Annotated in this window: 20 protein-coding genes; 13 read left to right on the top strand and 7 right to left on the bottom strand. The window is 72.5% G+C overall.

Translation table 11 applies throughout. From position 1 onward, the window contains the following. The first annotated feature begins 10 nt into the window (after nt 1–10). On the top strand, nt 11–991 hold the full coding sequence (locus O0235_RS07055; protein ID WP_270057837.1) for a hypothetical protein: 981 nt from the start codon (nt 11–13) through the stop codon (nt 989–991). Nucleotides 992–1,116: 125 nt separating this feature from the next. Here the strand turns inward: O0235_RS07055 and O0235_RS07050 are convergent, their stop codons facing one another. Beyond that, the gene (locus O0235_RS07050) at nt 1,117–1,764 is read right to left on the bottom strand and encodes a hypothetical protein (RefSeq protein ID WP_270057836.1); all 648 of its coding nucleotides are present in this window, start codon (nt 1,762–1,764) and stop codon (nt 1,117–1,119) included. Beyond that, entirely contained in the window at nt 1,761–2,552 is a 792-nt protein-coding gene (locus O0235_RS07045) for a hypothetical protein (RefSeq protein ID WP_270057835.1), read from the bottom strand. Before O0235_RS07045 ends, O0235_RS07050 begins: the two co-directional genes overlap by 4 nt. A gap of 502 nt (nt 2,553–3,054) precedes the next feature. Between O0235_RS07045 and fsa the strand changes: the two genes are divergently transcribed. The 3 genes from fsa (at nt 3,055) to O0235_RS07030 (ending at nt 5,871) form a co-directional block, all read left to right on the top strand. After that, nucleotides 3,055–3,711, top strand: coding sequence for a fructose-6-phosphate aldolase (fsa, locus tag O0235_RS07040; RefSeq protein WP_270057834.1), 657 nt, complete (start codon nt 3,055–3,057; stop codon nt 3,709–3,711). An 89-nt stretch (nt 3,712–3,800) separates the two neighbouring features. After that, nucleotides 3,801–4,928: a polysaccharide deacetylase family protein gene (locus tag O0235_RS07035; RefSeq protein WP_270057833.1), complete on the top strand. Its 1,128-nt coding sequence runs from the start codon at nt 3,801–3,803 to the stop codon at nt 4,926–4,928. A 70-nt stretch (nt 4,929–4,998) separates the two neighbouring features. Then, the gene (locus O0235_RS07030) at nt 4,999–5,871 is read left to right on the top strand and encodes a hypothetical protein (RefSeq protein WP_270057832.1); all 873 of its coding nucleotides are present in this window, start codon (nt 4,999–5,001) and stop codon (nt 5,869–5,871) included. Between the two features lie 4 nt (nt 5,872–5,875). Here O0235_RS07030 and dnaE read toward each other — a convergent pair whose 3' ends face one another. Further along, a complete protein-coding gene (dnaE, locus tag O0235_RS07025) occupies nt 5,876–9,598 on the bottom strand; it encodes a DNA polymerase III subunit alpha (protein WP_270057831.1) in 3,723 nt (1,240 codons plus the stop codon). 127 nt (nt 9,599–9,725) lie between these two features. Between dnaE and O0235_RS07020 the strand changes: the two genes are divergently transcribed. From O0235_RS07020 to O0235_RS07005, 4 genes are read left to right on the top strand one after another with little or no spacing between them, the layout of a single operon-like run. After that, complete coding sequence (locus O0235_RS07020) at nt 9,726–10,136, top strand: hypothetical protein (protein ID WP_270057830.1); 411 nt, start codon at nt 9,726–9,728, stop codon at nt 10,134–10,136. After that, nucleotides 10,133–11,809: a tetratricopeptide repeat protein gene (locus O0235_RS07015; RefSeq protein WP_270057829.1), complete on the top strand. Its 1,677-nt coding sequence runs from the start codon at nt 10,133–10,135 to the stop codon at nt 11,807–11,809. Before O0235_RS07020 ends, O0235_RS07015 begins: the two co-directional genes overlap by 4 nt. A 57-nt stretch (nt 11,810–11,866) precedes the next feature. Next, nucleotides 11,867–12,826, top strand: coding sequence for an ABC transporter ATP-binding protein (locus tag O0235_RS07010; RefSeq protein WP_270057828.1), 960 nt, complete (start codon nt 11,867–11,869; stop codon nt 12,824–12,826). Next, nucleotides 12,823–13,635 carry an ABC transporter permease gene (locus O0235_RS07005; RefSeq protein ID WP_270057827.1) on the top strand — a complete coding sequence of 271 codons (813 nt, stop codon included), beginning with the start codon at nt 12,823–12,825 and terminating at the stop codon, nt 13,633–13,635. The genes O0235_RS07010 and O0235_RS07005 overlap by 4 nt, the downstream gene beginning before the upstream one ends. Nucleotides 13,636–13,655: 20 nt before the next feature. On the opposite strand, the gene O0235_RS07000 is transcribed toward O0235_RS07005, so the two are convergent. The 3 genes from O0235_RS07000 to O0235_RS06990 form a co-directional block, all read right to left on the bottom strand. Beyond that, the gene (locus O0235_RS07000; protein ID WP_270057826.1) at nt 13,656–15,827 is read right to left on the bottom strand and encodes a pyruvate, phosphate dikinase; all 2,172 of its coding nucleotides are present in this window, start codon (nt 15,825–15,827) and stop codon (nt 13,656–13,658) included. Nucleotides 15,828–15,837: 10 nt separating this feature from the next. Beyond that, complete coding sequence (locus O0235_RS06995) at nt 15,838–17,571, bottom strand: PEP-utilizing enzyme (protein WP_270057825.1); 1,734 nt, start codon at nt 17,569–17,571, stop codon at nt 15,838–15,840. 129 nt (nt 17,572–17,700) lie between these two features. Further along, a complete protein-coding gene (locus O0235_RS06990; protein ID WP_270057824.1) occupies nt 17,701–18,444 on the bottom strand; it encodes a PIG-L deacetylase family protein in 744 nt (247 codons plus the stop codon). Between the two features lie 280 nt (nt 18,445–18,724). Between O0235_RS06990 and obgE the strand changes: the two genes are divergently transcribed. The 4 genes from obgE (at nt 18,725) to O0235_RS06970 (ending at nt 21,451) form a co-directional block, all read left to right on the top strand. After that, nucleotides 18,725–19,984, top strand: coding sequence for a GTPase ObgE (gene obgE / locus O0235_RS06985; RefSeq protein WP_270057823.1), 1,260 nt, complete (start codon nt 18,725–18,727; stop codon nt 19,982–19,984). Nucleotides 19,985–20,033: 49 nt separating this feature from the next. Next, nucleotides 20,034–20,330: a type II toxin-antitoxin system RelE/ParE family toxin gene (locus O0235_RS06980; protein ID WP_270057822.1), complete on the top strand. Its 297-nt coding sequence runs from the start codon at nt 20,034–20,036 to the stop codon at nt 20,328–20,330. Next, the gene (locus O0235_RS06975; protein ID WP_270057821.1) at nt 20,320–20,604 is read left to right on the top strand and encodes a HigA family addiction module antitoxin; all 285 of its coding nucleotides are present in this window, start codon (nt 20,320–20,322) and stop codon (nt 20,602–20,604) included. The genes O0235_RS06980 and O0235_RS06975 overlap by 11 nt, the downstream gene beginning before the upstream one ends. Nucleotides 20,605–20,668: 64 nt before the next feature. Continuing rightward, nucleotides 20,669–21,451 (top strand): enoyl-CoA hydratase/isomerase family protein, encoded by a 783-nt coding sequence (locus O0235_RS06970; protein ID WP_270057820.1) that lies wholly within the window; start codon nt 20,669–20,671, stop codon nt 21,449–21,451. Here O0235_RS06970 and O0235_RS06965 read toward each other — a convergent pair. Continuing rightward, nucleotides 21,448–22,320 (bottom strand): SDR family NAD(P)-dependent oxidoreductase, encoded by an 873-nt coding sequence (locus O0235_RS06965; RefSeq protein WP_270057819.1) that lies wholly within the window; start codon nt 22,318–22,320, stop codon nt 21,448–21,450. The two genes, O0235_RS06970 and O0235_RS06965, sit on opposite strands and share 4 nt — an antisense overlap. A gap of 191 nt (nt 22,321–22,511) precedes the next feature. Between O0235_RS06965 and O0235_RS06960 the strand changes: the two genes are divergently transcribed. Beyond that, a complete protein-coding gene (locus tag O0235_RS06960) occupies nt 22,512–22,859 on the top strand; it encodes a hypothetical protein (protein ID WP_270057818.1) in 348 nt (115 codons plus the stop codon). The last annotated feature ends 175 nt before the right edge of the window (nt 22,860–23,034 follow it).

Below are 23,034 nucleotides of genomic sequence, written 5' to 3'. Positions count from 1 at the left end.
GAGCCCCGCCATGCAGCTCTTCCTCGGCGCCGACGACTACATCGCGGCCGCCCGCGCCGCCGCCACGCCCGCGCCCCCGGCACCCCACGGCCAGCACTGGGCCGGGAGCGGCATCATCAACCTCGGCGGTGCCGTCGCACGCATCCCGATGTCCATCAGCGGCGTCCCCCAGCGCGACTGGCGGGACGTTCCCGGCGGCACGGCGATCGAGGCGCGCGTGGGCGGCGCCGTCTGCGGCACGACGGCGGCAATCGCAGCCGGGCCGGTCTCGACCTTCACCATCAAAGTCAGAAGCGAAGGCGAACAGCCCGGCTGCGGGACGCCCGGCGCCACCGTCGAGCTCGTCATCGGCGGGCTGGCTGCGCGGCCGACCTTCACCTGGGGAGGTCGCGATGCCAACCTCGGGCTCGCCGGGCTGTTCGTCAGCGGCGTCTCGCCACCGCCCGGCTCGGTCGTCGTGCAGACCCTCAGGAGCGGCTGGTCGAACCTCGCCCACCTCGAGCCTTCCGGCGCCCTGCCCGCCGCCGCCTCCACCCTGCCGCTCCCGTGGAACGCCATCTACCGCTGGGACCCGCTCAAGTGGACCTTCAGCGAGGCCGACGGGGCCCTCGGCGCCTACCTCCGCTTCATCCGCGGCGCACCCGCCGCCGTGAACGACTACCCGGTCATCCAGCAATTCGACGCCTACTGGGTCGATGCCCCGGCCGCGAACGTCGCCTCGCTCAATCCCAACCCGCCCCCCGGGCGAACGATCGAGCTCGCCGCCGGCTGGAACAACTTCACCTACACCGGGCCGGCGCGGGCCGTGGCCGATGCCCTCGCTAGCATCGCTGGCAAGTACGACCAGGTCCTCGAATACGACAACGCCAGCGGCCGCTGGCTGAGCCACCTGCCCGGCCAACCGCGCTACCTGAACGACTTCGGCGGGCTCTTCACCTTCCGCGTCTACTGGATCTCCATGAGCGAGCCGGGCCAGCTCGTGATGCAGTAGCGCCCGCGGAAGTTTGGAGTCGGGAGTTGGGAGGCCGCTGGCTCGGCCGTTCTCCCGGCCGCCAGTGGGGAGGCGGCGCCCGCGCGGTCGAAATGCCCCTCCCAAGGAGGTCGGACTGGTGGAACCTAATTGGTCCAGGTGGTGCGGTTCTGCCAGTTGCCGAAGGCCGAGAGGTTGTAGCCAGTTCCACCGCTCGGGGCCGGTGGATACACCTCGGTGTTGGCGAACCAGCCAGCCGCCGTGCTGTACTGGTGGAGGTGGGGGGCAGTCCAGCGGCAGTCTATGGACTTTTCACTGGCGACCGTCGTTCCCATCGGCCCGCCGCTCGTAAAGGCGCCCGCCCAGCTCCCATCGATGGAGATGGTCGGCGCGCTCGGCGAAAGCAGCGTGTGCAGCCAGGCAACCGAGCCCTTCCACTGCCAGGCAAGGTCGAAAACATGGGCGCCGGCGCCATAGCATCGCTGGCTACTCGCGTCGTAAGGGGAGGCGTAGGCCATCGTCCCCGACCCGCTATCGGCGACGCCCCACGACCGCCAGTACACGTATCGGTTCGTGTATGGGTCGTTCCCCCAGTCCAGGGCGTTTCCCCAGTTGTAGGGATGCTCGCAAACGTCGTGCCAGCCGCAGGTGAGCAGGTTGGTGGAGGCCCCGGGATTGACGTAGAGGAAGTACGTGTATTGCGCGGCGCCCGCGCCGGGCGCGGTCAGCGCACCGATTGCCATGCCGGCGACGAAGAGCAGGAGGAGGGCAGGAGTCACGAAAATACGCGTCATTGCACCGCCTCCTCGGCGAGGGCGAGCAGCTCGGGAAGCTTGCGGTTGGTGCCGTTGACCCATATGAGCAGGTTCCGCGAGGCGTCCCAAACGACAACCATGCTCTCGCCCAGCTCGTCGCGGAGGACCGCCCGCCCGATGGCCGCAGGCAACCCCGCGACTGTCCCGGCCTCCCAGCGCTCGGCAGCGATGCTGGACGATGCGACCGGGCTGGTTGCGCGTCCTTTGATCACCCTGAGTTGTCCGCCGTGCTCGACATCGAACCAACTGCGGCCCTGGGCCATCTGCCGCGCTGCATCCGGGGCGGACGGGATAGCGAACGTGAAATCTATCTCGATCAGGTGCTCGCCGCAGGCGATGCCCATCACCCGGTCGAGGATCGCCCCGGCAGGAAGCCGCGTCGGCACCCGAGCCAGGGCGGGATCCAGCTGCTGCGCCTCTTCGAGCAGCACCCAGCGGGCCTCGCCCGGTCGGCACAAGCCCGATTCCGCACCCGGGGCCGTGGGCCCGACGGTGATGCCGTTGATCACCTGGTCGTAGCGGGGGAGCAATTTGTCCGCTTCGAGGTAGGAGAGCGCCCAGCCAGGCCGGCTCGTGTCGATTTCGTCGCTAGGCGACGGCGTTGGCAGGGGCGTCACCTCAGCGGGTGAGGAGGGTGGCTCGGGTGGTGCGCCCGTCACCGGCCCGTCATCGAAGACGGCCCGGCCGGCCAAAAAGCCGCCGGCGAGCACCGCCAGGGCCACCGCAGCACCCGCAATCCAGATGGAGCGCCGCTCGCGCAAGGACATCGCACACCTCCACTCGGGTCGAATTTTTCCTGTCGGCTACACTACCACACCGCCACCCCTCCCGCGCAAGGGGTCCATCCCGTTTCCGCAAAAACCGTCCGCTGACCCCCGCCATCGGTCCCTCCGCGGGCGAGCTGGGCCACACCACCGCGCCGCTCCCTCCCGGTCGCGGTTCGGAAGGACCGCCCTCTTCCTCCTGCCTCCCAACTCCCAACTCCCATTCGCGCCACCACCGATAATTTCGCGCGTAGGCCTTGCACATTTCGTTAGGGCTCCCTAATATCCACGGTGTGGCGCGACTCAGGGTCCAGGGCCCCTGGGTCGCCCGCAAACACCAGGTCGACGCCCTCCTCTTGCTGCGTTCCCCTCAGGCGGAAACCTGGTTTCTCTCAGGCGGCCCCCGCTCCCTTCTCCAGCGGGGGCCGCCGCGCTTCCCGGACCCTGCGTAGTCCGCCGCTCCCGTACCATGGGGCCAGCAACGCCAGCCCCGGGGACGCCCGCCATGCAGCTCTTCCTCGATACCGCCTCCATCGACGACGTCCGCGCCGCCGCCCGCTACGGCGTCATCAGCGGCGTGACCACCAACCCGAGCCTCCTCGCGCGCGAGGGCGGGGTCAGCTACCGCCAGCGGATCCAGGAGATTGCCGCCGTCATCGACGGGCCGATCTCCGCCGAGTGCATCTCCCGAACCGCCGACGAGCTGGTCGCCGAGGCGCGCGAGCTGGCGAGCTGGCACCCGAACGTCGTGGTGAAGATCCCCATCGATGCCGAGGGGCTCGAAGCGATCCACCGCTGCAGCCGGGAGGGGATCCGCGTCAACGTGACGCTCATCTTCTCCGCCAACCAGGCGCTCCTGGCCGCACTCGCCGGGGCCGCCTACCTGAGCCCCTTCGTCGGGCGACTCGACGACGTCGGCCACGACGGCATGGAGCTCATCCGCCAGTGCGTCGAGATCGTCGAAACGCACGGCCTGAAGGCGCGCGTCCTCGCGGCGAGCCTCCGCCACCCCCTCCACGTCACGCAGGCCGCGCTCGCCGGCGCCCACATCGCGACCATCCCGCCGTCGCTCCTGCCCCAGATGCTCAAGCACCCCCTCACGGACGTCGGCATCGAGCGGTTCCTCGACGACGCCCGGAAGGCCGGCCTGCTGCCGGGGTGACGCACGTATGAACCTCTAACACACCGCGGCCGCAGACCCCCGTCACTTCTGCCCCCGGTGCGCCATACGGACGGTAACGGAGGCAGCCCATGACGCAGCCGCGCTTTTCGAACCGCCGCACGCTCACCCGCCGGGGACTCTTCGCCCTCGGCGGCGCGGCAGCCCTGGCGCTGGTCGGCTGCACCCCGGAGACCCCCTCCGGCGGCCCCCCGCCAGCGCCCACACCGTCCGCGGGCGCGAGCCCCGTCCCATCCCCTTCGCCGGCTGCCGGCAAGCCCGTGCTCCGCTTCACCATCGGCATGCACATCGAGCCGCTCGGCACCACCGCGCAGGGGTTCCGCTCGGGCGCCGTCGAAGGCCGCCAGCTCGACTATGCCGACCGCACCTTCTTCGAACGCCAGTCCGAGGACATCCGCGCCGTCGCGGCGATCGTCGAACGGCACGGCGGCCGGATGACCGTGCAGGCACAGTCGCCGTTCACCTCGGCCGCCATCGCCAACGGCAGCAGCATCCTCCGCGACCTCGCCGACGCCGGCCATGAGATCGCCCTCCACTTCCACGAAGACGCGCACCTCGGCGCGTCATCCAGCACCCTCCCCGTGAGCCGCTGGACCGCCGTGCTGGAAGAGGAGCTCGCGCTGGTTCGCCAGGCGAGCGGCGTCGACCGCATCCGCTCCTGGAGCGGCGGCAACCTCTACCCGCACCTCTGCGAGGCAGCGGCCGCCGCCGGTCTCGAGGTGAATTCCGACTGGAAAAACCCGGCCAGCCAGTCGACGCCGCTCGAACTCACCGGGGTGAACCCGTGGCGGCCCGCTGGCGGCACCGACGGCCGGGAGTTCTCCGCCTTCAGCCGCCACGACCCGGCCGGGCCGGTCATTTTCCTGCCGGAAGGCGCGTACGACCGGGAGGACTTCGCCGGCGCCCGCCGGAGCGGCCAGTTCGGCGGCGACGAGGCCTACTTCGCCTACCTCAGCGAACGGCTCCGGGCCTCGCTCGCCGCCAGCCGCGCCGACCGGGTCAACGTCGCCCACGTCACCATCCACCCCGGCGAGTTCCGCGGCGGCGGCGGCGCGCCCTTCGCCGTCATCGACCGGTTCCTCACCGAAACCGTCGACCCGCTCGCGGCGTCGGGCGAAGTGGCCTGGAGCACGTTCGCCGGGATGGCCGACGCCTTCATCGCCTGGGAGCAGGCGAACCCCGGCGCAGCGCCGCGGTAGGCCACCTGCGGGGCGCCGGCCGCCAGGCGCCACTGGCAGCGCGCTCCCAACCCGGTGCAGAATGCCGCGCATGAAGTCGCCGGCCCGGGGTTGCGCCTGGGCGCTCGCCGCCGCGGCCCTCGCCATGTTCGTCGCCGCCTGCTCCCCGCAGGAAGCCGCGCCGGTCGATGCCGACACCGGCCCGCGCTACCTCCGGCGCGACCTCGTCCGCGTCCCAACGGCCGCGCCGACCGTCCCGCCGGCCGCGCCAACACCGAGCCCAACCCCCGCGCCCCCGCGGGCGGCCGCGGGCCCGCCGCCTGCGCCAACGCCGACGCCCACCCCCGAACCCTCGCCGGGCGCATCAACGACCGCCGGCGCGGAAGCGCCGGCTGCCTCGCCCTCGCTGCCGCCGTCTCCCACGCCGACACCGACGCCGACGCCGACAGCGACGCCGACGCCGTCCCCGAGCCCGACGCCCACCGCGACACCAACCCGGACAGCAACGCCCACCCGGACACCGACGCCGACGCCGAGCCCAACCCCCGCGCCCCGGAACGTGCCCGTCCCCATCGGCCGCAGCATCGATGTGCGCACCTACGACTCGGTCATTCGCTGGGAGGTCATCAGCATCATCGACCCGTACGTCGGCACCGGCTGGGTGCCGGCCGGCAAACGCACGGTGGTCATCTACGCCCGCGCGACGAACATCGGGCCGAACACCGAGAAGATTTTCTGCGGCGACACCTGCACGGCGCTCGTCCTCGCCGACGGCACCGCGTGGTCGAGCTCCTGCTGGGACCTGCCCCAGCCGTTCGAGGAAGTCAACGACAAATACGGCGGGTTCGACCTCCTGCCCGGGCGCTTCCTCGAAGGCCAGATCTGCTTCCACGTGCCGGCGAACGCGCGCGTCATCGGCTTCCAGCCGAACTGGATCCGGGGCGGCCCTTCCTTGCTCTGGTAGCGCCTTACGCCGCGCCGGCCACCTTCGCGCCGCCGGCCAGCCGCACGCTGCCGCGGTTCCCCAGCAGGCTCCGGAGCGACCGCGCCAGCTCCTCCGAGGCGCGCGCCCGCGGGAAATCGAACTCCGTCTCCTCGCCCGCCGTGTCGCGGATGACGACCCGCACCTCGTCGTTCCCCGGGTGCTTGCCCAGCAGCTCCACCACCGCCTTCAGCAGCGCCTCATCGGCGTCGACGTCATCCGTTTCGATGAGCGTGATGGCGAGGCGCGCGGCTTCGCCCTCGACCGGCGGGGTGACGCCGGGGCGGCTCGCTTCCGCCGCCGGGCCGGCCGCGCGGTAGCCGCCGTTCCCGTTGCCCTGTGCGCCGTTCGCCGCGGGCGGGCGGCCGTTCGGGCGGGGCGCAGCCTCGCCGGCGGGCCGCCGCGCCTCGTCGTCGGCCGCGGGGGCCGGCGCGGGCCGCTTCTTCGGCGCTTCGACCTGCCACTGGGCGGCGGCGAACCCGGCCGCCGTGCCGCTCGCCGCGTCGTAGGGCGCCGCCTTCCGGACCGAGTAGCCGACGCCGCGGTCGCCGCGGTCGCGCACCTCCACCTGGCAGACGAGCACGCGCCCCTCCGCCCACGCCTCCTCGCCCGTGAGCTCGATGGTGTCGCTCCAGACCATCAGCTCCGCCGAACCGGAGAGGTCCTCGAGTTCGGCGAGGTAGAACTTCCGGCCGTCGCGCGTGCTCCGCGCCTGCACCCGCGTGAGCATGCCGGCGACGGTGACCGGGTGGCCCGCCAGCTCCGGGCCGAGGTCCGCGATGCTGTGCGTGGCGAACCGCGCCACCTCCGCGGCCACCGACTTGAACGGGTGGTCCGAGACGTAGACGCCGAGCAGCTCCTTCTCCCAGGCGAGGAGGTCCTCCCGCTTCTGGGGCACCGCCTCGAGGTCGAGCGAGGGCAGCGGCGTCTCGACCTGGCTGCCGAAGAGGTCGAACATCGTCGCCTGGCCGGATTCGCGCAGCTCCCGCTCCCGTTTCGCGAGCCCCATCAGCCGCTCGGCGTTGAAGGCGAGGGTGGCGCGGTTGTACGGCCCCGGCGGCCCGCCGAGCATATCGAACGCCCCCGCCTTCGCGAGGTGCTCCAGCGCCCGCGAATTCGCCGACGAAAGGTCGGCGCGCCGGCAGAAATCCTCGATGTCGCGGTAGGGGCCGCCCCGTTCGCGCTCGGCGATGATGCCCTCGACGGCCGCCGAGCCGACGTTCTTGATGACGCCGAGGCCGAAGCGGATCGCCATCGAGCCGTCCGGGCGGCGCTCGACGCTGAAGTTGTCCTGGCTGGCGTTCACGTCCGGCGGCAGCACCTCGATGCCGAGCTTCGAACACTCCGCCACGGCCGCGGCGATGCGGGCGTGCGTATCCGGCGCGTTCTTCGCCAGCTGGAGCAGGGCCGTCATGTACTGCACCGGGTAGTTCGCCTTCAGGTAGGCCGTCTGGTAGGCGATGTGGCCGTAGCACCAGCTGTGCGCCTTGTTGAAGGCGTAGCCCGCGAATGGCTCGATGAGGTCGAAGACGGCGCGCGCATCCTCCTCCGCGTAGCCCTTGGCGACGGCCCCGGCGATGAAGCGGCCGCGCTCCTCCGCCATGATCTCGGCCTTCTTCTTCCCCATCGCCTTCCGCATGATGTCGGCCTGGCCGAGCGTGTAGCCGGCGAACTTCCGCGCGATGAGGAGCACCTGGTCCTGGTAGACGATGACGCCGTACGTCTCGTCGAGGATGTCGGCGAGGTCGGGGTGCGGGTAGGTGATCGGCACCCGGCCGTGCTTGCCGTCGATGTAGCGGGGGATGTGCTGCATCGGCCCCGGGCGGTAGAGGGCGACCATCGCGCAGAGGTCGGCGATGTTCGTGGGCTGGAGCTCCTGGATGTAGCGGCGCATCCCCGCCGATTCCAGCTGGAACACGCCAAACGTCTCGCCCTTGCCCAGCATCTCCATCGTCTTCGGGTCGCCGTCCGGCAGCCGGACGAGGTCGATCTCCTGCCCCGTCGTCTCCCGGATGAGGTCCGTCGCGCGCTGGAGGATGGTGAGGTTCGAAAGGCCGAGGAAGTCCATCTTCAGCAGCCCGATCTTCGCCACCTGCTCCATGGCGAACTGCGTCATCGGGATGCTGTCTTCATCGCCCCGGCTGGGGCGCTGGAGCGGCACGTGCTCGATGAGCGGGTCGCGCGAGATGACGACGCCGGCCGCGTGGGTGCTCGCATGGCGGGCGACGCCCTCCAGCCGCTTCGCCGTATCGACGAGGCGGCGCACCTTCGGGTCGCTCTCGTACGCCTCCCGCAGCTCGGCCGACTGCTCGAGCGCGTCCGGCAGGGTGATGTGGAGGACGTCCGGCACGAGCCGCGCCACCCGGTCCGTCTCGGCATAGCTCAGGCCGAGCGCCCGGCCGACGTCGCGGATGGCGGCCTTCGCGCCGAGCGTCCCGAAGGTGATGATCTGGGCCACGCGGTCCCGCCCGTACCGCTCGTAGGCGAACCGGATCATCTCGTCCCGCCGGTCGTCGGCGAAGTCGAAGTCCACGTCCGGCATCTCGCGCCGCTCGATGTTGAGGAACCGTTCGAAGACGAGCCGGTTCGCCACCGGGTCGATGTCCGTCACCTTCAGGACGTAGAGGACGAGCGAGGCGGCGGCCGAGCCGCGCACCCCCATGCGGATGCCGGACTTCCGGGCGAAATCGCCGATCTCCTTCACGACGAACATGTAGTCGGTGAAGCCCGTCTGCCGGAGGACGTCGAGCTCGTAGCGGAGGCGCTCCTCCAGCTCCGGCGTCACGACGTCGAACCGCCCGCGCAGGCCGCGGAAGCAGATCTCGGCGAGGTAGTCGTCGCTCGTGCGGCCGGGCGGCACCGGCGGCTCGGGCAGCAGCTGCCGGTCGAACTTCAGGTCGAGGTCGCAGGCATCGGCCACGAGCATCGTGTTCGTGATGAACTCGGGGTTCTCCGGGAAGAGCCGGAGCATCTCCTCCTCGCTCTTCACGTAGTAGCCGTGGCCGTCGAACCGGTAGCGGTCGCGCTGGTCGACCGTCGCGTTCGTGCCGATGCAGAGGAGGACGTCGTGCGCCTCGGCGTCTTCCGGGAAGGTGTAGTGGCTGTCGTTCGTGGCCACCACGGGGATGCCGAGCTCCCGGCCGATATCGGCGATGACCGGGTTCAGCCGGGTGAACTTCTCGTCGCCGTGGTCCTGCACTTCGAGGTAGTAGTGGCCGTCGAGCAGCTCGCGGTAGTACTTCGCGACGGCGATGGCGCCCTCCCGGTCGCCCTCCTGCACCCGGCGGTGGAACTCGGAGGAGGGGCAGCCGGAGAGCGCGATGAGGCCGTCGCAGTGCTTTTCCAGCAGCTCCCGGTCGATGCGCGGTTTGTAGTAGTAGCCCTCGAGGTTCGCCTTCGTCACGAGCGCGATGAGGTTCTTGTAGCCGGTGAGGTTCCGGGCGAGGAGGACGAGGTGGTAGGGCGAACTCTCGCTCTTCTCCCGGCTGAAGCGGCTGCCGGGCGCGACGTACGCCTCGACGCCGATGATCGGCTTGATGCCCCGGGCCGTGGCCTCGCGGTAGAAATCGATGGCGCCGTAGAGGGCGCCGTGGTCCGTCATGGCGATGGCTTCCTGGCCGAGCGCCTTCACCCGGTCCATGAGCGGGCCGATCTTGCTCATGCCGTCGAGCAGCGAATATTCGGTGTGAGTGTGCAGGTGGGTGAACATTTGTTGCCCGGGTGCCCCAGTCTACACCCGCGGGCGGCTTCGAAGGACGACACCCTGCCGGGCCGCTCCTTCGCAGCCCGCAATGGCCCGCAGACCCGGCGCCCGCGCCGCCGTATACTGCGGCCGTATGGCCAGCGAAGCACTCCGGCGGAAAGCCCAGGCCGATGCCATCCTCGAGCGGGCCGCCTTCCAGCTCGCCGACCTCCTCCGCGAAGCGTGCGCCGAGCTCCGCCCCTTCCCACCCTTCCCCAACGCGCTCTTCACCAACGCCATCGAAGTCGACATCGGCCCCCTCGCGAATGACCCGGAGATCGGCTGCATCGTCGTCGCCGAGGACGGCGAGCTGTACGAACTCCAGATGGGCATCGACCACGAGAGCATCGAGCTCACCGGCTCGTGGGACCCCGTCACCGCCCGGAAAGAGACGCTCAAGAAAGTCGAGCTCCACCCGCGCGACCAGGTGCTCTACCTCTACGAGGCGCTGCGGCTCGTGACCGAAGCGCTGCTCGAACGGGAAACTGCCCGCGGAGGCGCATGATGGGCCGCCTGCTGAAGTTCCTGCTCATCGCCGCCCTGCTCGCCGGCGCGGCCGCCCTCGCCGTGCAGGCCCTCCGCCGGCGCCGGCCTGCCTGGCCCGCGCCCGAGCCCGGCTGGAGCCCGCCCGCCGTCGAACCCGCGCTCACCCTCGACGAAGACGACGAGCTCGAGCGCGAAATCGCCGACGCCGAAGCCGAAGGCATGCGCGCCCCCGACTGGGAGCCGCCCGTCGACGTCGCCATCGACGAAACCGGCCGCGTCGTCGAACCCGAGCCGCCCGCCGAAGAAGCCGTCCTCGAACCGCCGGCCGCGGAGGACGGGGAGGCGTTCACGCTCAGCCCGGAGGAGGAGGCCCGGCCCGACGAGCAGGCCGCACTCGCGGAGGCCTTCGCCGGGGACGATGCTGCCGCCGCGGAGGAGGCGCTCCGCGGCGAGGAGGCCGCCGAATCGCTCGCCGCACCGGCGGAAATCGGCGAGGAGGCGGCGCTCGACGCCGAGCCCGAAGAGCAGGCCGCGCTCGCCGGGGACGATGCCGCCGCCGCGGAGGAGGCCCTCCGCGGCCTCGACGACCTCGAAGAGCTTTCCGACGAGGCGGTGAAGCAGCTCTTCGCCGAGGCGGAGGAGTTCGAGCGCGCCATCGCCGAGTTCGAGCAGCTCGAGCAGGCGATGGCCGGCACCTTCGGCGGGCCGGAGCCCGGCGCCGCCGCCGCCGAACCGCCCGAGGCCTTCGCCCACCCCGTCGAGGCGCTCGAGGAGCGCGCCGAGGCGGAGGCGGACGTCATCCTCCGCCGCTTCGAAGAGCTGGCCGCGCAGCCGGAGGAGCCGCCCGCGCCCTCGGCCGCGGAGCAGCTCGAGCGGGCTGTCGCCGACGCCGCCGCGGAGGGGATGGCCCCGCCGCCGGACGCGCCGCCGGTCGACCTCGCCCGCGACGAGGCCGGCCGGGTCGTCCCGCCCGCGCCGCCCGAACCGCCCGCCCAGCCCGCCGCGCCGGAGGAGCCGCTCTTCGCCAGCGTCGAAGAGGCGCTCGACGAGCTCGCCCCCCGCCCGATCCAGCCGCCTCCCCGCCGCTCGGCCGAGTCGTACCTCGACGAGGGGAACGTCTACTTCAACGTCGGCCAGTTCGCCCTCGCCATCGACCGGTATACGCAGGCCATCCTGCTCGACCCGGAGCTGACCGCCGCCTACTACAACCGGGCGAACGCCTACACCCGCTCGGGCGACTACGACCGCGCGCTCGCCGATTACAACAAGGCCCTCGAACTCCTGCCGAACGACGCCGACGCACTCAACAACCGCGGCATGCTCTTCCTCTACCGCGGCAACTCCAGCGCCGCCATCGCCGATTTCGACGCTGCGCTGGCCATCGACCCCGGCGATACGACCGTGATGGTGAACCGCGGCCTCGCCCGGCTCCACGGCGGCGACGCCGCAGGCGCGCTGCAGGACTTCCTCACCGCCGCGGGGCTCGACCCGCGCGACCCGGCCGCCCACTACGGCGCGGCCCAGGCCGCGGCTGTCCTCGGCAACCGGGAGGAGGCGCTCCGCCACATCGAGCGGGCGCTGGCCCTCGACGCCGGCTACGCCCGGGAAGCCGCCGCCGACCCGCGGCTCGCCATCCTCCAGGGCGACCCAGAGTTCCTCCGGCTCCTGCGCGAGGCCGGGAAGACCCCCTGAGCAGGGGCCCGTCCGGGCCTTCTCAGCCGCCCGCGCGCGGCGCCTACAATGCCCGCCATGGCAGCCCCGCCCGCCATCGCCGCGCGCGGCCTCGTCAAGCGGTACGGCGCCGTCGAAGCGCTCGCCGGCGTCGACCTCGAGGTGGCCGCGGGCGAAGTGTTCGCCCTCCTCGGCCCGAACGGCGCCGGCAAGACGACGCTGGTCGAAATCCTCGAAGGGTTCCGCCGCCCCGGCGCGGGCGAGGCGCGCGTCCTCGGCGAAGACCCGGCCCGCGCCGGCCCCGCCTGGCGCGCCCGCATCGGCGTCGTCTTCCAGTCCGCCGGCTTCTTCGACGTCCTCACCGTGCGCGAGGTGGTCGCCCACTTCGCCAGCTTCTACCCGGCGCCGCTCGACCCGGCCCGCGTCATCGCCATGGTCGGCCTCGATGGCCAGGAGCGCCGCCGGCTGAAGCACCTCTCCGGCGGCCAGAAGCGCCGCGTCGACCTCGCCCTCGGCATCGTCGGCGACCCGGAGCTGATCTTCCTCGACGAGCCGACGACCGGGCTCGACCCGGAGGGCCGCCGCCAGCTCTGGGCCGTCATCCGCCAGTTCGCCGCGCTCGGCAAGACGGTCCTCCTCACCACCCACTACCTCGAAGAAGCGGAAGCGCTCGCCGACCGGGTCGCGATCATCATCCGCGGGCGGTTCGCGGCGCAGGGCGCGCCGGCGGCGATCGGCGGCCGCGAGGAGGGCCGCGCGACCGTGACCTTCCACCCCGCCGGGCGGCTCGCGGAGGCGCCGCTCCCGCCGCTGCCGGGGCTCGAACGGCTGCCGGACGGCCGCGTCGCCCTCGCGACTGCCGCGCCGACCCGGGCGGTCGCCGAGCTGGCCCGCTGGGCGGAGGCCCTCGGCGAGCCGGAGCTGCCCGGCCTCGAAATCCGCCGGCCCACGCTCGAGGACGTCTACCTCCGCCTCGTCCGCGCGCACGACGCGGAAGCCGACGCCGCAGCGGCGCTCCCCGCCGGGGGCAGCGCATGACCGGCTCCCGCCGCTTCGCCCGCCTCGCCCTGCTCCGCCTGCAGGTCGAACTCCTGACCTTCTTCCGCACGCCGGACCAGCTCTTCTTCACCTTCCTCCTGCCGGTCCTCTTCGTCGTCGTCTTCTCGACGATTTTCAGCGGCGACATCCAGGGGCCGCCGGGCGAGCCGGCGGTGCCGTTCCCCCAGTACTTCGTCCCCGGGATGATCGCCTCCGGCATCGTGAGCGTGACGTTCGCGAACCTCGCGACCGGCATCGCCATCGAACAGCACGAAGGCCTGCTCCGGCGGCTGGCGGCCACGCCCCTGCCGCGCTCGGCCTACTTCGCCGGCAAGGTCGCCCTCGCCTTCGTCACCTCCGTCCTCATCGTCATCGTCATCCTCGCCATCGGGGTGGCGGCCTTCGGGGTGAGCCTCCCGCGCGAGCCGGCGAAGTGGGCCGTGTTCGCGGCCGTGCTCTTCCTCGGCGCGGGCTCGTGCTCGCTGCTCGGCATCGCCTACACGCGCATCATCCGGAGCGCCGGCTCGGCCCCGGCGGTCGTCCAGCCGCCCTACCTCGTCCTCCAGTTCATCAGCGGGGTGTTCCTGCAGTACTCGGTCGTGCCGGGCTGGCTGCAGGCGGTCGCGAGCGTCTTCCCGCTGAAGTGGATGGCGCAGGCGCTCCGCTCCGTCTTCCTCCCGGACTGGATCGGCCGGGACGATTACGGCAGCTGGCAGACGGGCACGGCGCTGCTGGTGCTGGCGGCGTGGTTCGCCGGCGCGGCCGTCCTGGCGCGGCTGAGCTTCCGCTGGAGCCGGGGCCAGGGCTGAGGGCCGGCCCCGGCCGGCCGCTACTCCTCCCGCTTCCGGCCGCTGAGCGCGATCAGCTCCTCGTGCAGCTCGAACCAGGCCGTGTGGTAGCTCTCCTTCAGCGGCGACGCGAGCATCGACTGGTCGCCGGCGCGGACCGCCTCGAGCGCGGCCGCGAACCGGCGCGGGTAGGGCGCGAGCCGGGGCGCGAGCGCGGCCGCCTCCGCGACCACCGGCCCGAGCCGCGCGTGCAGGTCGTCGAGCGCAGCGGCGGCGCGGGCCCAGGCGGCCTCGGCTTCGGCGGGCGGCGCCTGCTGCCAGCCGCTCACCAGCGCCTTGAACTCCCTGTCGAGCGCGTCGAACGCCGCGAAGACGCGGCCGATGGCCGCCGGGTCGATGCCGGCGCGCTCCTCGGCGAGGGCGGCGAGCACGGCCTCGCGGCCGGCGGGGAGCATGGCGAAGCCGCGCGGCGTCTCGCGGACGAGGCCTTCGGCGGCGGCGGCGCGCAGCTCGGCTTCGACGGCCGCCGGGTCGGCTTCGAGCACGGCCGCAATCCGCTCCGGCGCGGCCAGCCCCTTCAGCCCGAGCGCGCGCAGGACGGCGTAGCGGCTGACCGGGCGCGTCTCCGCCCCGGCCGGCGCGCCCGCGCCGTCGCCGGCGCCCGATTCGGCGAGCTCGGCGGCCCACTGGCGCAGCTTCCGCACCTCGGGCAGGTCGGCCGCGCCGTCGGTCCGCCGGTCGCCGGCGAAGAGGAGGCCGCGGGTGCCGTCGACCGTCACCCACTCGCCTTCGGCGATGCGCAGCCCGCCGACCACCAGCGCGCCCTCTTCGACGCAGGCATCCTGCAGGCTGCAGACGGCGGGGATGGCCCAGCCCCGGGCGACGACTGCAGCGTGGCTGACGACGCCGCCGGTGGTGGTCACGAGCGCAGCCGCCGCCACCATCCCGTGGACGTCGGCGGGAGAGGTCTCCGGCCGGGCGAGGACGACGCTCGCGCCCTCCGCAGCGAGGGCCGCCGCACGGTCGGCGTCGCAGCAGAGGACGCCGGCGCCGACGCCCGGCGAGACGGCGAGGCCGCGGCCGACCGGCTCGGCGGCCGGGTCCACCCCGCCGAGCTTCGCGAGCGCCTGCAGCGTCTCCGGCCCGACCCGCGCGACCGCCTCTTCGCGGCTGAGCGGGAAGCCCGGGTCCTCCGCCATGTCGACCGCGATGCGGACGGCGGCCAGCGGGCTCCGGCGGCCGATGCGCGTCTGCAGGATGTACAGCCGGCCCGCCATGACGGTGAATTCGACATCGCACATGTCGCGCTCGTGCCGCTCGAGCCGGTCGAGGTAGCGCAGCAGCTCGTCGTAGACGGCCGGCAGCTGCTCCCGGAGCGCATCGAGGCCGCTGACGGCGTGGGTGCCGGCCACCACATCTTCGCCCTGCGCGCGGGCGAGGTAGTCGCCGAAGGCGCCGCGCGCGCCGGTCGAGGGGTCGCGCGTGAACGCCACCCCGGTGCCGGAGCGGTCGTCGAGGTTGCCGAAGACCATCGCCTGCACGGTGGCGGCGGTGCCGAGCGCGCCGTCGATGCCCTCCCGCTCGCGGAAGACGCGGGCGCGGTCGCACTCCCACGAGCGGAAGACGGCGCGGATGCCCTCGAGCACCTGCGCGACGGGGTCCGCCGGGATGCCGCCGAAGCGGTCCGCCAGCGCCTGCACGCGGTCAGCGGCGGCGAGCATCGCATCCGGGGTGCCGTCGTGCATGGCGGCGTGGCTCGCCTGGTCCTCCGGCACGCCGAGGACGATGGCGGCGTAGCAGCGGACGAAGCGGAGCCACGTATCGGCGGCGAAGCGGGGGTCGCCGCTTTCGCGCGCGAGCGCCTCGCGCACGGCCGGGGTCATGCCGACGTTGAGGAGCGTGTCCATCATCCCCGGCATCGAAACCGGGGCGCCGGAGCGGACGGAGACGAGGAGGGGCCGCTCGCCGCCGCCGAAGGTGCGCCCCGAGGCGGCTTCGAGGCGGGCCAGCGCCGCGCGGACCGCGTCATCGAGCCCGGGCGGCCAGCCCTCCGCGAGGAAGCGGCGGCAGACGGCCGTCGTGACGGTGAAGGCCGGCGGCACCGGCAGGCCGAGCTCCTGCGTCATCGTCACGAGGCCGGCGGCCTTCCCGCCGAGCAGGAGCTTCGCGTCCGTGCCCGCCGGCAGCGGGTCGCTGAGGAAGACCACGTCCATCGCCGGCACCTCAGGGCAGGGCGAGCACGGTGACCGTGCCGGCATCGCCGTCCACCGTGATGGTGGCGCCGTCCGGGATCCGCTTCGTCGCGTTCGTCACCGAGGGCACGCAGGGGATGCCGAGTTCGCGGCTGACGATCATCGCGTGGCTCTGAGCCGCGCCGACATCGACGACGACGGCGGCCGCGGGCACGAAGAGCGGCGTCCACGAGGGGTCGGTGATGGGCGCGACGAGGATGTCGCCGGGCTCGAGCCCGCGCGGGTCCAGCGGGTCGAGGACGACGCGGGCGCGGCCGGTCGCCTTCCCGGCGCAGCCCTGGAAGCCCTGCAGCACGTCGCCGGGCTTCACCGGGTCGATGCGGACGTCGGCCTTCTTCGGCCAGGTGTCCGGGTCCGGGATTTCGCCCCAGAAGACGAACGGCTCCTGCAGGCTGTTGTACTCGTCGTAGAGCGCTTTCCGCTCGCGGATGGTGGCGAGGTACTTCGCCGGGTGCTGCAGCCAGTCGTCGAACTCGCTCGCGACGAGGAAGGCGTAGTCGCCCACGTCGTCCAGGTGGCCGGCCGCGACCATCCGGCGGCCGATGGTGTGGAGCGCCATCCGGACCTCGTGGATCATCCGGATGTTGTTCGTCTTGGTCCGTTCGCGGCCGGCCTGGAAGACGCGGGCGGCGTTGGCGGCGGCGAGGAAGAGGCCCTGCGTCTGCGGGTCGCCGGCGAGCATGGCGGCGATCTCCTGCGTGACGCGCTCGCGCTCGGCGGCGAGTTCGGCGCTGCGGGCGGCAGGGTCGGCGCTCTCCGGCGCGAGCCGCATCCGGTCGATGGCGGCGAGGGCGAGCTCCGGCTTCGTCTCCCAGGTGTGGCAGCGGCTCTCCCATTCGTTCGGGCCGCGGCAGCCGTAGTCGTAGAGGAACGCATCGAAGGCGGCGAGGAACCGCTGCCCGTTTTCGCCGACTCCCCGGATGCGGTCGAGCGCGCCCTCGACGCCGGCATCGAAGGCAGCGCTCAGCTCCCGGTCGGCGGCGATCATCCGCCCCATCTCCCACATCCGGAGCGAGGGCGCGGCCGATTCGACGTCGCCGACGCCCTGGATGACGCGGAGGGCATCGGCCGGCCGGCCGACGGCGGCGCAAATCTGCGTCACGGCCCCGACGGGCACGGTGGAGACGAAGGTGGTGAAGATGTGCTCGGAGAAGAGCCGGCGGTGGTTGGCGAGGGCGATGCCCTTGCCGTACGCCCAGAGCGCCTCGTTCGAGAGGTTCTCCAGCTCGGGCCGGGCCGCGCGCAGGCCGGCGACGCGCTTCGCATCGAGCGCGGGCCGCTCCAGGTGCTGCACGGTCATCGCCCATTCGAACGTCTTGCCGAGGGCGGCGGTGCGCTCTTCGTTGTGGTCGCCCGGCGCCGGCTCGTACGGCGGGACGCCGGGCTGCGCGCCGTAGAAGAGGTCGTCCATCGCCTGGGCGGAGAGGCCGGGCGCGCGCTCGCCGAGGATGCGCGTCACCTGCGCGTTCAGGTAGCAGTACGAGCCGAAAATCCCCAGCGTCTCCAGGTTGTCGGGGTCGAACTCGTCGTAGGTGAACGCGCCCATCCTCACGAGGGCGTCGCGCCAGGCGCCTTCCGTGTCCTTCTCCATCAGGAGCGTGTAGGAGAGCGGCGAGACCGGGTCGGGGAAGACTTCGCCGACGTTGGCGCGCGTCCAGAGCGGGTAGCGCGTGCTGGGGCGGCTGCCGACCACCCAGGGCTTCATGCGGGACCTCCAGGGGCGGGAGTTGGCGGCCGGGAGGGCACCGCGCGCCGCCGGCCGGGCCCGTATTCTGCCATAGACCGCGGATATGGGTGGTATCGGCGGTTGGCTGGCCGCCCGGCCAGCGCCCCCTCAGCTCCCCGGCGGCGGCGCCTCGTGGACCGGGTCGGCCTCGAGGATGAAGCGGCGGAAGGCCTCGGCCGCCTCCAGCCCCTTCACCGCACCGGCCGCCCGCGCCCGCGCTTCGACGAAGGCCGCCACTTCCGGGCCGATCTGGCTCGGGTGGCAGAGCAGCGCCTGCTTCTTCAGCTCCACCGTCTCGGAGATGTCGACCCAGGTGTTCGGCTCCGCCGCGGTGGCGAGCCACACCTGCCGCACCTTCCACGGCTCGTAGCCGTCGACGAGCAGCTCAGGGAAGGTGAGCCGGTCGCGGGCCGTGGGAAAGACGGCGTCGAGCGCCACGTCGCCGGCCACGCGGTGGTCCGGGTGGTTGATGTAGGTATCGGAGACGAACCGGTTCGTCGGGTCGAAGGTGATGAGGGAGTGGGGCCGGTACTTCCGGATGAGCCGGGCGAGGTCGCGCCGGAGTTCGAGCGTCGGCTGGAGGTAGCCGTCCGGGTAGCCGAGGAATTCGAAGTTCCGCACCCCGAGGACGGCGCCGGCGGCCCGCTGCTCCGCTTCGCGGATTTCGGCCAGGCGCTCGCTCGTCATCGCCGGGTCGTCGCTGCCTTTGTCGCCCTTCGTGATGACGACGTACGTCACCTCGCAGCCGCGGGCCGCCCACTTCGCGACGGTGCCGCCGCAGAGGAACTCGGCGTCATCCGGGTGGGCGACGACAACCATGACGCTTGGGGGGACGAACTCGGTAGCAGCCAACCAGGAGCCTCCTTCGGTGCGTTGCGCAATGCAACCATGGTAGCCCAGGCCGTTGGGAAACCGTTGGGTTTGGCGGCCCCGCCGTTGGATTCGCGGGCGCCGAGCCCAACGGCCGCCGGCCCATCCGCGGCGGCCGCGCGCCTCCCAAACCGCTTTCCAACCGCCCGCCCAACGCTCACCAAACGGCCCGCGGATTCGAACCCAACGCTCCCAACGGCCTGCTGTTTCTCTTCTTTCTCCTCTTCCAATCCATGGGAGGGCATGGTTCCATGGGATCAGGATGCTCGATGCGGTCGAAATCACGGTGAAGGGCGGGAACGGCGGCCACGGGCTCGTGAGCTACCACCGCGAGAAGTTCGTGCCCCAGGGCGGCCCGGACGGCGGCGACGGCGGCCGCGGCGGGCGCGTCTTCCTCCGCGCCGTCGACGACGTCTACACGCTCGAACTGTACCGCTCGCGGAAGCGGTTCCAGGCCGGGCACGGCGGCAACGGCGGCCCGAACCTCCGCCACGGCGCGAACGCCGAAGACCTCTACCTCGAGGTGCCCGTTGGCACCGTCGTCCACGACGCCGACACCGGCGACCTGCTCGCCGACCTCGCCGAAGTGGGGCAGGAGGTGCTCGTCGCCCACGGCGGGCGCGGCGGCTGGGGGAACAAGCGGTTCGCCACGCCCACCAACCAGACGCCCGGCTATTCGCAGAAGGGGCAGGAAGGCGAAGAGCGCCGCATCCGGCTGGAGCTCCGGCTGCTCGCCGATGTCGGCCTCATCGGCCTGCCGAACGCCGGCAAGTCGACCCTGCTCGCCGCCGTTTCGAACGCGAAGCCGAAGATCGCGAGCTACCCGTTCACCACGCTCGAGCCGATGCTCGGCGTCGTCAACGTCGGCTGGGAGCGGTTCACCCTCGCCGACCTGCCGGGGCTGGTGGAAGGCGCCTCCGAAGGCTACGGGCTCGGCTTCGAATTCCTGAAGCACATCCGGCGCTGCCGCGTGTTGCTCCACGTCGTCTCCTGCGAATCGCCCGACCCGGTGACGGACTTCGAGCTCATCGAAGGCGAGCTGCGGGCGTACGACCCGGGCCTCGCCCACGTCGCGCGGGTGGTGGCGGTCACGAAGGCCGACCTCGACCGCGCGGCGGCGGAGCGCTCGGCGGAGGCGCTCGCGGCCCACCTCGGCCGCCCCGTGCGGGTGATCTCCGCGCACGACGGCAGCGGGCTGGAGCCGCTGAAAGAGGAGCTGATGGCGCTGGTGGCCGCCGAGCGGGCGCGGGCCGCGAGCCAGCCGCCGGCCGAGGTGCCGGTCATCCGCCCCGCGCCGGTCGACCGCTTCGTGGTGACCGTCGACGAGGACGGGCGGTACGTGGTGGACGGCTACACGGCGGTGACCTTCGTGAAGATGATGGACACCGGCATGCCGGGCGCGCTGGACGAGGTGATGCGGCGGCTGGAGCGCTGGGGCATCGCCAAGGAGCTGCGGCGGCTGGGCATCAAGCCGGGCGACGTGGTGGTCTTCGACGACGTGGAGATCGCCTGGGAAGGCTGACCTTCACAGCGCCCGGCCGGCGGCGTAGGCTCCGCCGCTAACGAGCGCGATGGACGTGGAGTTCCGAACGGAGGAGCTGCGGCGCCGGTATCTCGAGCCCGGCGAGGCTGAGCGGGCGTGGGGACGCCCCGTAGCGCGCAAGTACATCCAGCGAGTTGATATTCTGAGAGCCGCCGGGTCGCTGGCCGAGCTCGCCGCGCTGGCCTCACTGCGTCTCCACCCGCTGCGAGGCGCGCGCGCCGGGCAGTACGCCCTTTCCCTCAACGACCGGTGGCGGCTCATCGTGACCGTCGACGCCGCCGGGATCGTCCGGGTTGAGGAGGTGACGAATCACTATGGCGACTGACGATTCGGGGAGCTGGACGGCCCACCCGGGGGAGTTCCTCGCCGAGGAGCTCGCCGCCCGCGGCATCTCGCAGGCGGAACTGGCGCGCCGTACCGGTCGCTCCGCCCAGCTCATCAACGACATCATCAGGGGCAAGCGGCAGATCACTGAAGAGGTCGCGCTCGACCTCGAGCAGGCGCTCGGCGCCCCGGCGGAGTTCTGGCTCCGGCTCGAGCTGGAGCACCGCCTCCGGCTGGCCCGCCAGCGGCGCCAGCAGGCCGCGGCCGCCGGCTGACCTTCACAGCGCCCCGCCGGCGGCGTAGGCTCCCCGCACCATCACCGTTCGAAGGCAGGGAGCCATGGAGTACGAGCAGATCCTCTACGAGAAGCGCGGCCACACGGTCGTCATCACGATGAACCGGCCGGAGCGGCTGAACGCCTGGACCTGGAAGATGGCCGCCGAGCGGAACGACGCCTTCCGCCGCGCCAACGCCGACCCGGAGGTCGCCTCCATCATCCTCACCGGCGCGGGCCGCGGCTTCTGCGCCGGCGCCGACGTCCGCGACGCCTTCCAGCGCGGCCTCGATTCGCAGGGCCAGGCCCGCCGCGAGGAGCGCGACGACACCAACTACGTCGAACTCGTCCGCACCTCCAAGCCGATGATCGCCGCCGTCAACGGCGTCTGCGTCGGCGTCGGCCTCACCTCCATCCTGCCGATGGACATCATCATCGCCTCCGACCAGGCGCGCTTCGGCATGTTCTTCGTGAAGATGGGCCTCGTCCCCGAGCTCGCGAGCACCTACTTCCTCACCCAGCGGGTCGGCTTCGGCATGGCGAGCGACATGTGCCTCACCGGCCGGCTCGTCGATGCCGAGGAGGCCTACCGGACGGGGCTCGTCCAGAAGGTGGTGCCGCACGACCGGCTGATGGACGCGGCGATGGAGTACGCGAACCTGCTCGCCCAGAACCCGGACCGGCAGATGGGCTGGATCAAAGAGCTCATCACGAAGAACGGCGCGAACCCGGACTACAACGCGGTGATGCGGCTCGAGCACGGCCGGATCAGCGAGTGCTACAGCACGCCGGAGCACCGCGAAGCCGTCACCGCCTTCCAGGAGAAGCGGCCGGCGAAGTTCCGCTAGCGCCCGGCGCCGCGGGCCGCCTCGCGCATCGCCTGCCACTGCTCCGGCGTGAGCCCCATCGCCGCCGCCAGCCGCTGGCCGAACTCCTCCAGCGAGCGGCCGGCCGTCAGCCCGCCGTCGACGACGATCGCCTGGCCGGTCACGTAGCTGGCCTCGTCGCTCGCCAGCCAGAGGGCAGCGTTCGCGATGTCGGCCGGCTGGCCCGAGCGGCCGAGCGGCGCCCAGTTCGCCAGGGCCGCATCGATCCGCGGCAGGAGCGCATCGGCCGCCGGGCCGCTCAGCCCCATGCCGGCAGCGAAGATGTTCGTGACCGTCACGCCCGGGCAGATGGCGTTCACCCGGATGCCGAACTCCGCCAGCTCGACCGCGAGGCAGCGGCTGAGGTGGGCGACGGCCGCCTTCGCCGCGCTGTACACCACCGGGCCGAACCCGGCCTGCAGCCCCGCCACGCTCGACGTGTTCAGGATGACGCCCCGGCGGGCCGGCTTCATCGCCCGCGCGGCGTGCTTCGCGCCGATGACCACGCCCCGCAGCAGCACCGCCATCGTCTGGTCGTAGGCCGCCATGTCGAGCTCGTCGATGGGGCCGCCGACGCCGCCGAAGCCGGCGTTGTTGAACATCACGTCCAGCCGGCCCCACTTCGCCAGCGCGTGGTCGACGGCGCCGGCGACGTCGGCCTCCTCCGCCACGTTCGTGCGGAGGAAGCTGGTCTGCGTGCCGAGCGCCTCGGCGAGGTGGTGGCCGCGCTCCTCCTGCACGTCGGCGATGACGACGCGCGCGCCCTCGGCGACGAACGTCCGGACCGTCTGCTCGCCGATGCCGCTGGCGCCGCCGGTGACGATGGCGACCTGCCCTTCGAGCCTGCCCATGGGGGTGTGCCTCCGAAATCGGGGGTATCGTGGGGCGGAAGTCTACGGGCCGGGCGGCCCACGGGCGATGCCGCGAGAGCGGCGCGAGAACCGGTGCCGTACCGTGCCCCGGTGATCGCCCGGGGATGCCGGCGGCGTATCCTCGTTGCCGCCGCAGGGCGGGCCGCGGCCGGCAGGAGGTGTGCGCGAGGATGAGCGACGGCGAGCCGTACCTGACGTGGGTCGCGCCGGAGCGGGTGACGCCGGAGACGTGGCTGCCCGGCGGCGAACTCCCGCGCCTAGCGCCCGGGACGCGGGTGCTGCTCGACTGCACCGCCGTGCGCGAGGTGACGGTGCCGGCGGAGAACATCGCCGTGGCGGCCCAGCAGCTGCACCGGATGGGCGTGCGGCTGGCGCTGCTCGCCGGCTCGCCGCTCGTCTTCGGCCTCGGCCGGCAGGCGATCCAGCTCTCCGGCCTGCAGGAGGGCGCCGCCTTCGCGGTCTTCATGGCGCGGGACGAAGCGCTCCGCTGGCTGCTCGGCGCGCGCGGCATGCACTGAGCGGGCCTTCCCGCCCGCCGGGTGCTGGCCGAATATCCCGGGGCGAGAGGTTTCGTCCCCGGGAGGTGCGGGGCGAACTCGCCGAGCTGGAGGCGCTGCGGGCGGCCTCGCCCCGCGGCGGCGGTGAGTAGCAAGGAGCAACCCGCATGGTATGCTGCCCGAAATCCCGCCGCGG

The organism is Tepidiforma flava (genome assembly GCF_027594505.1).
Classification (GTDB): domain Bacteria; phylum Chloroflexota; class Dehalococcoidia; order Tepidiformales; family Tepidiformaceae; genus Tepidiforma; species Tepidiforma flava.
The sequence above is the reverse complement of the archived record's forward strand: the minus strand, read 5'-3'. Positions and strand labels throughout refer to the sequence as shown.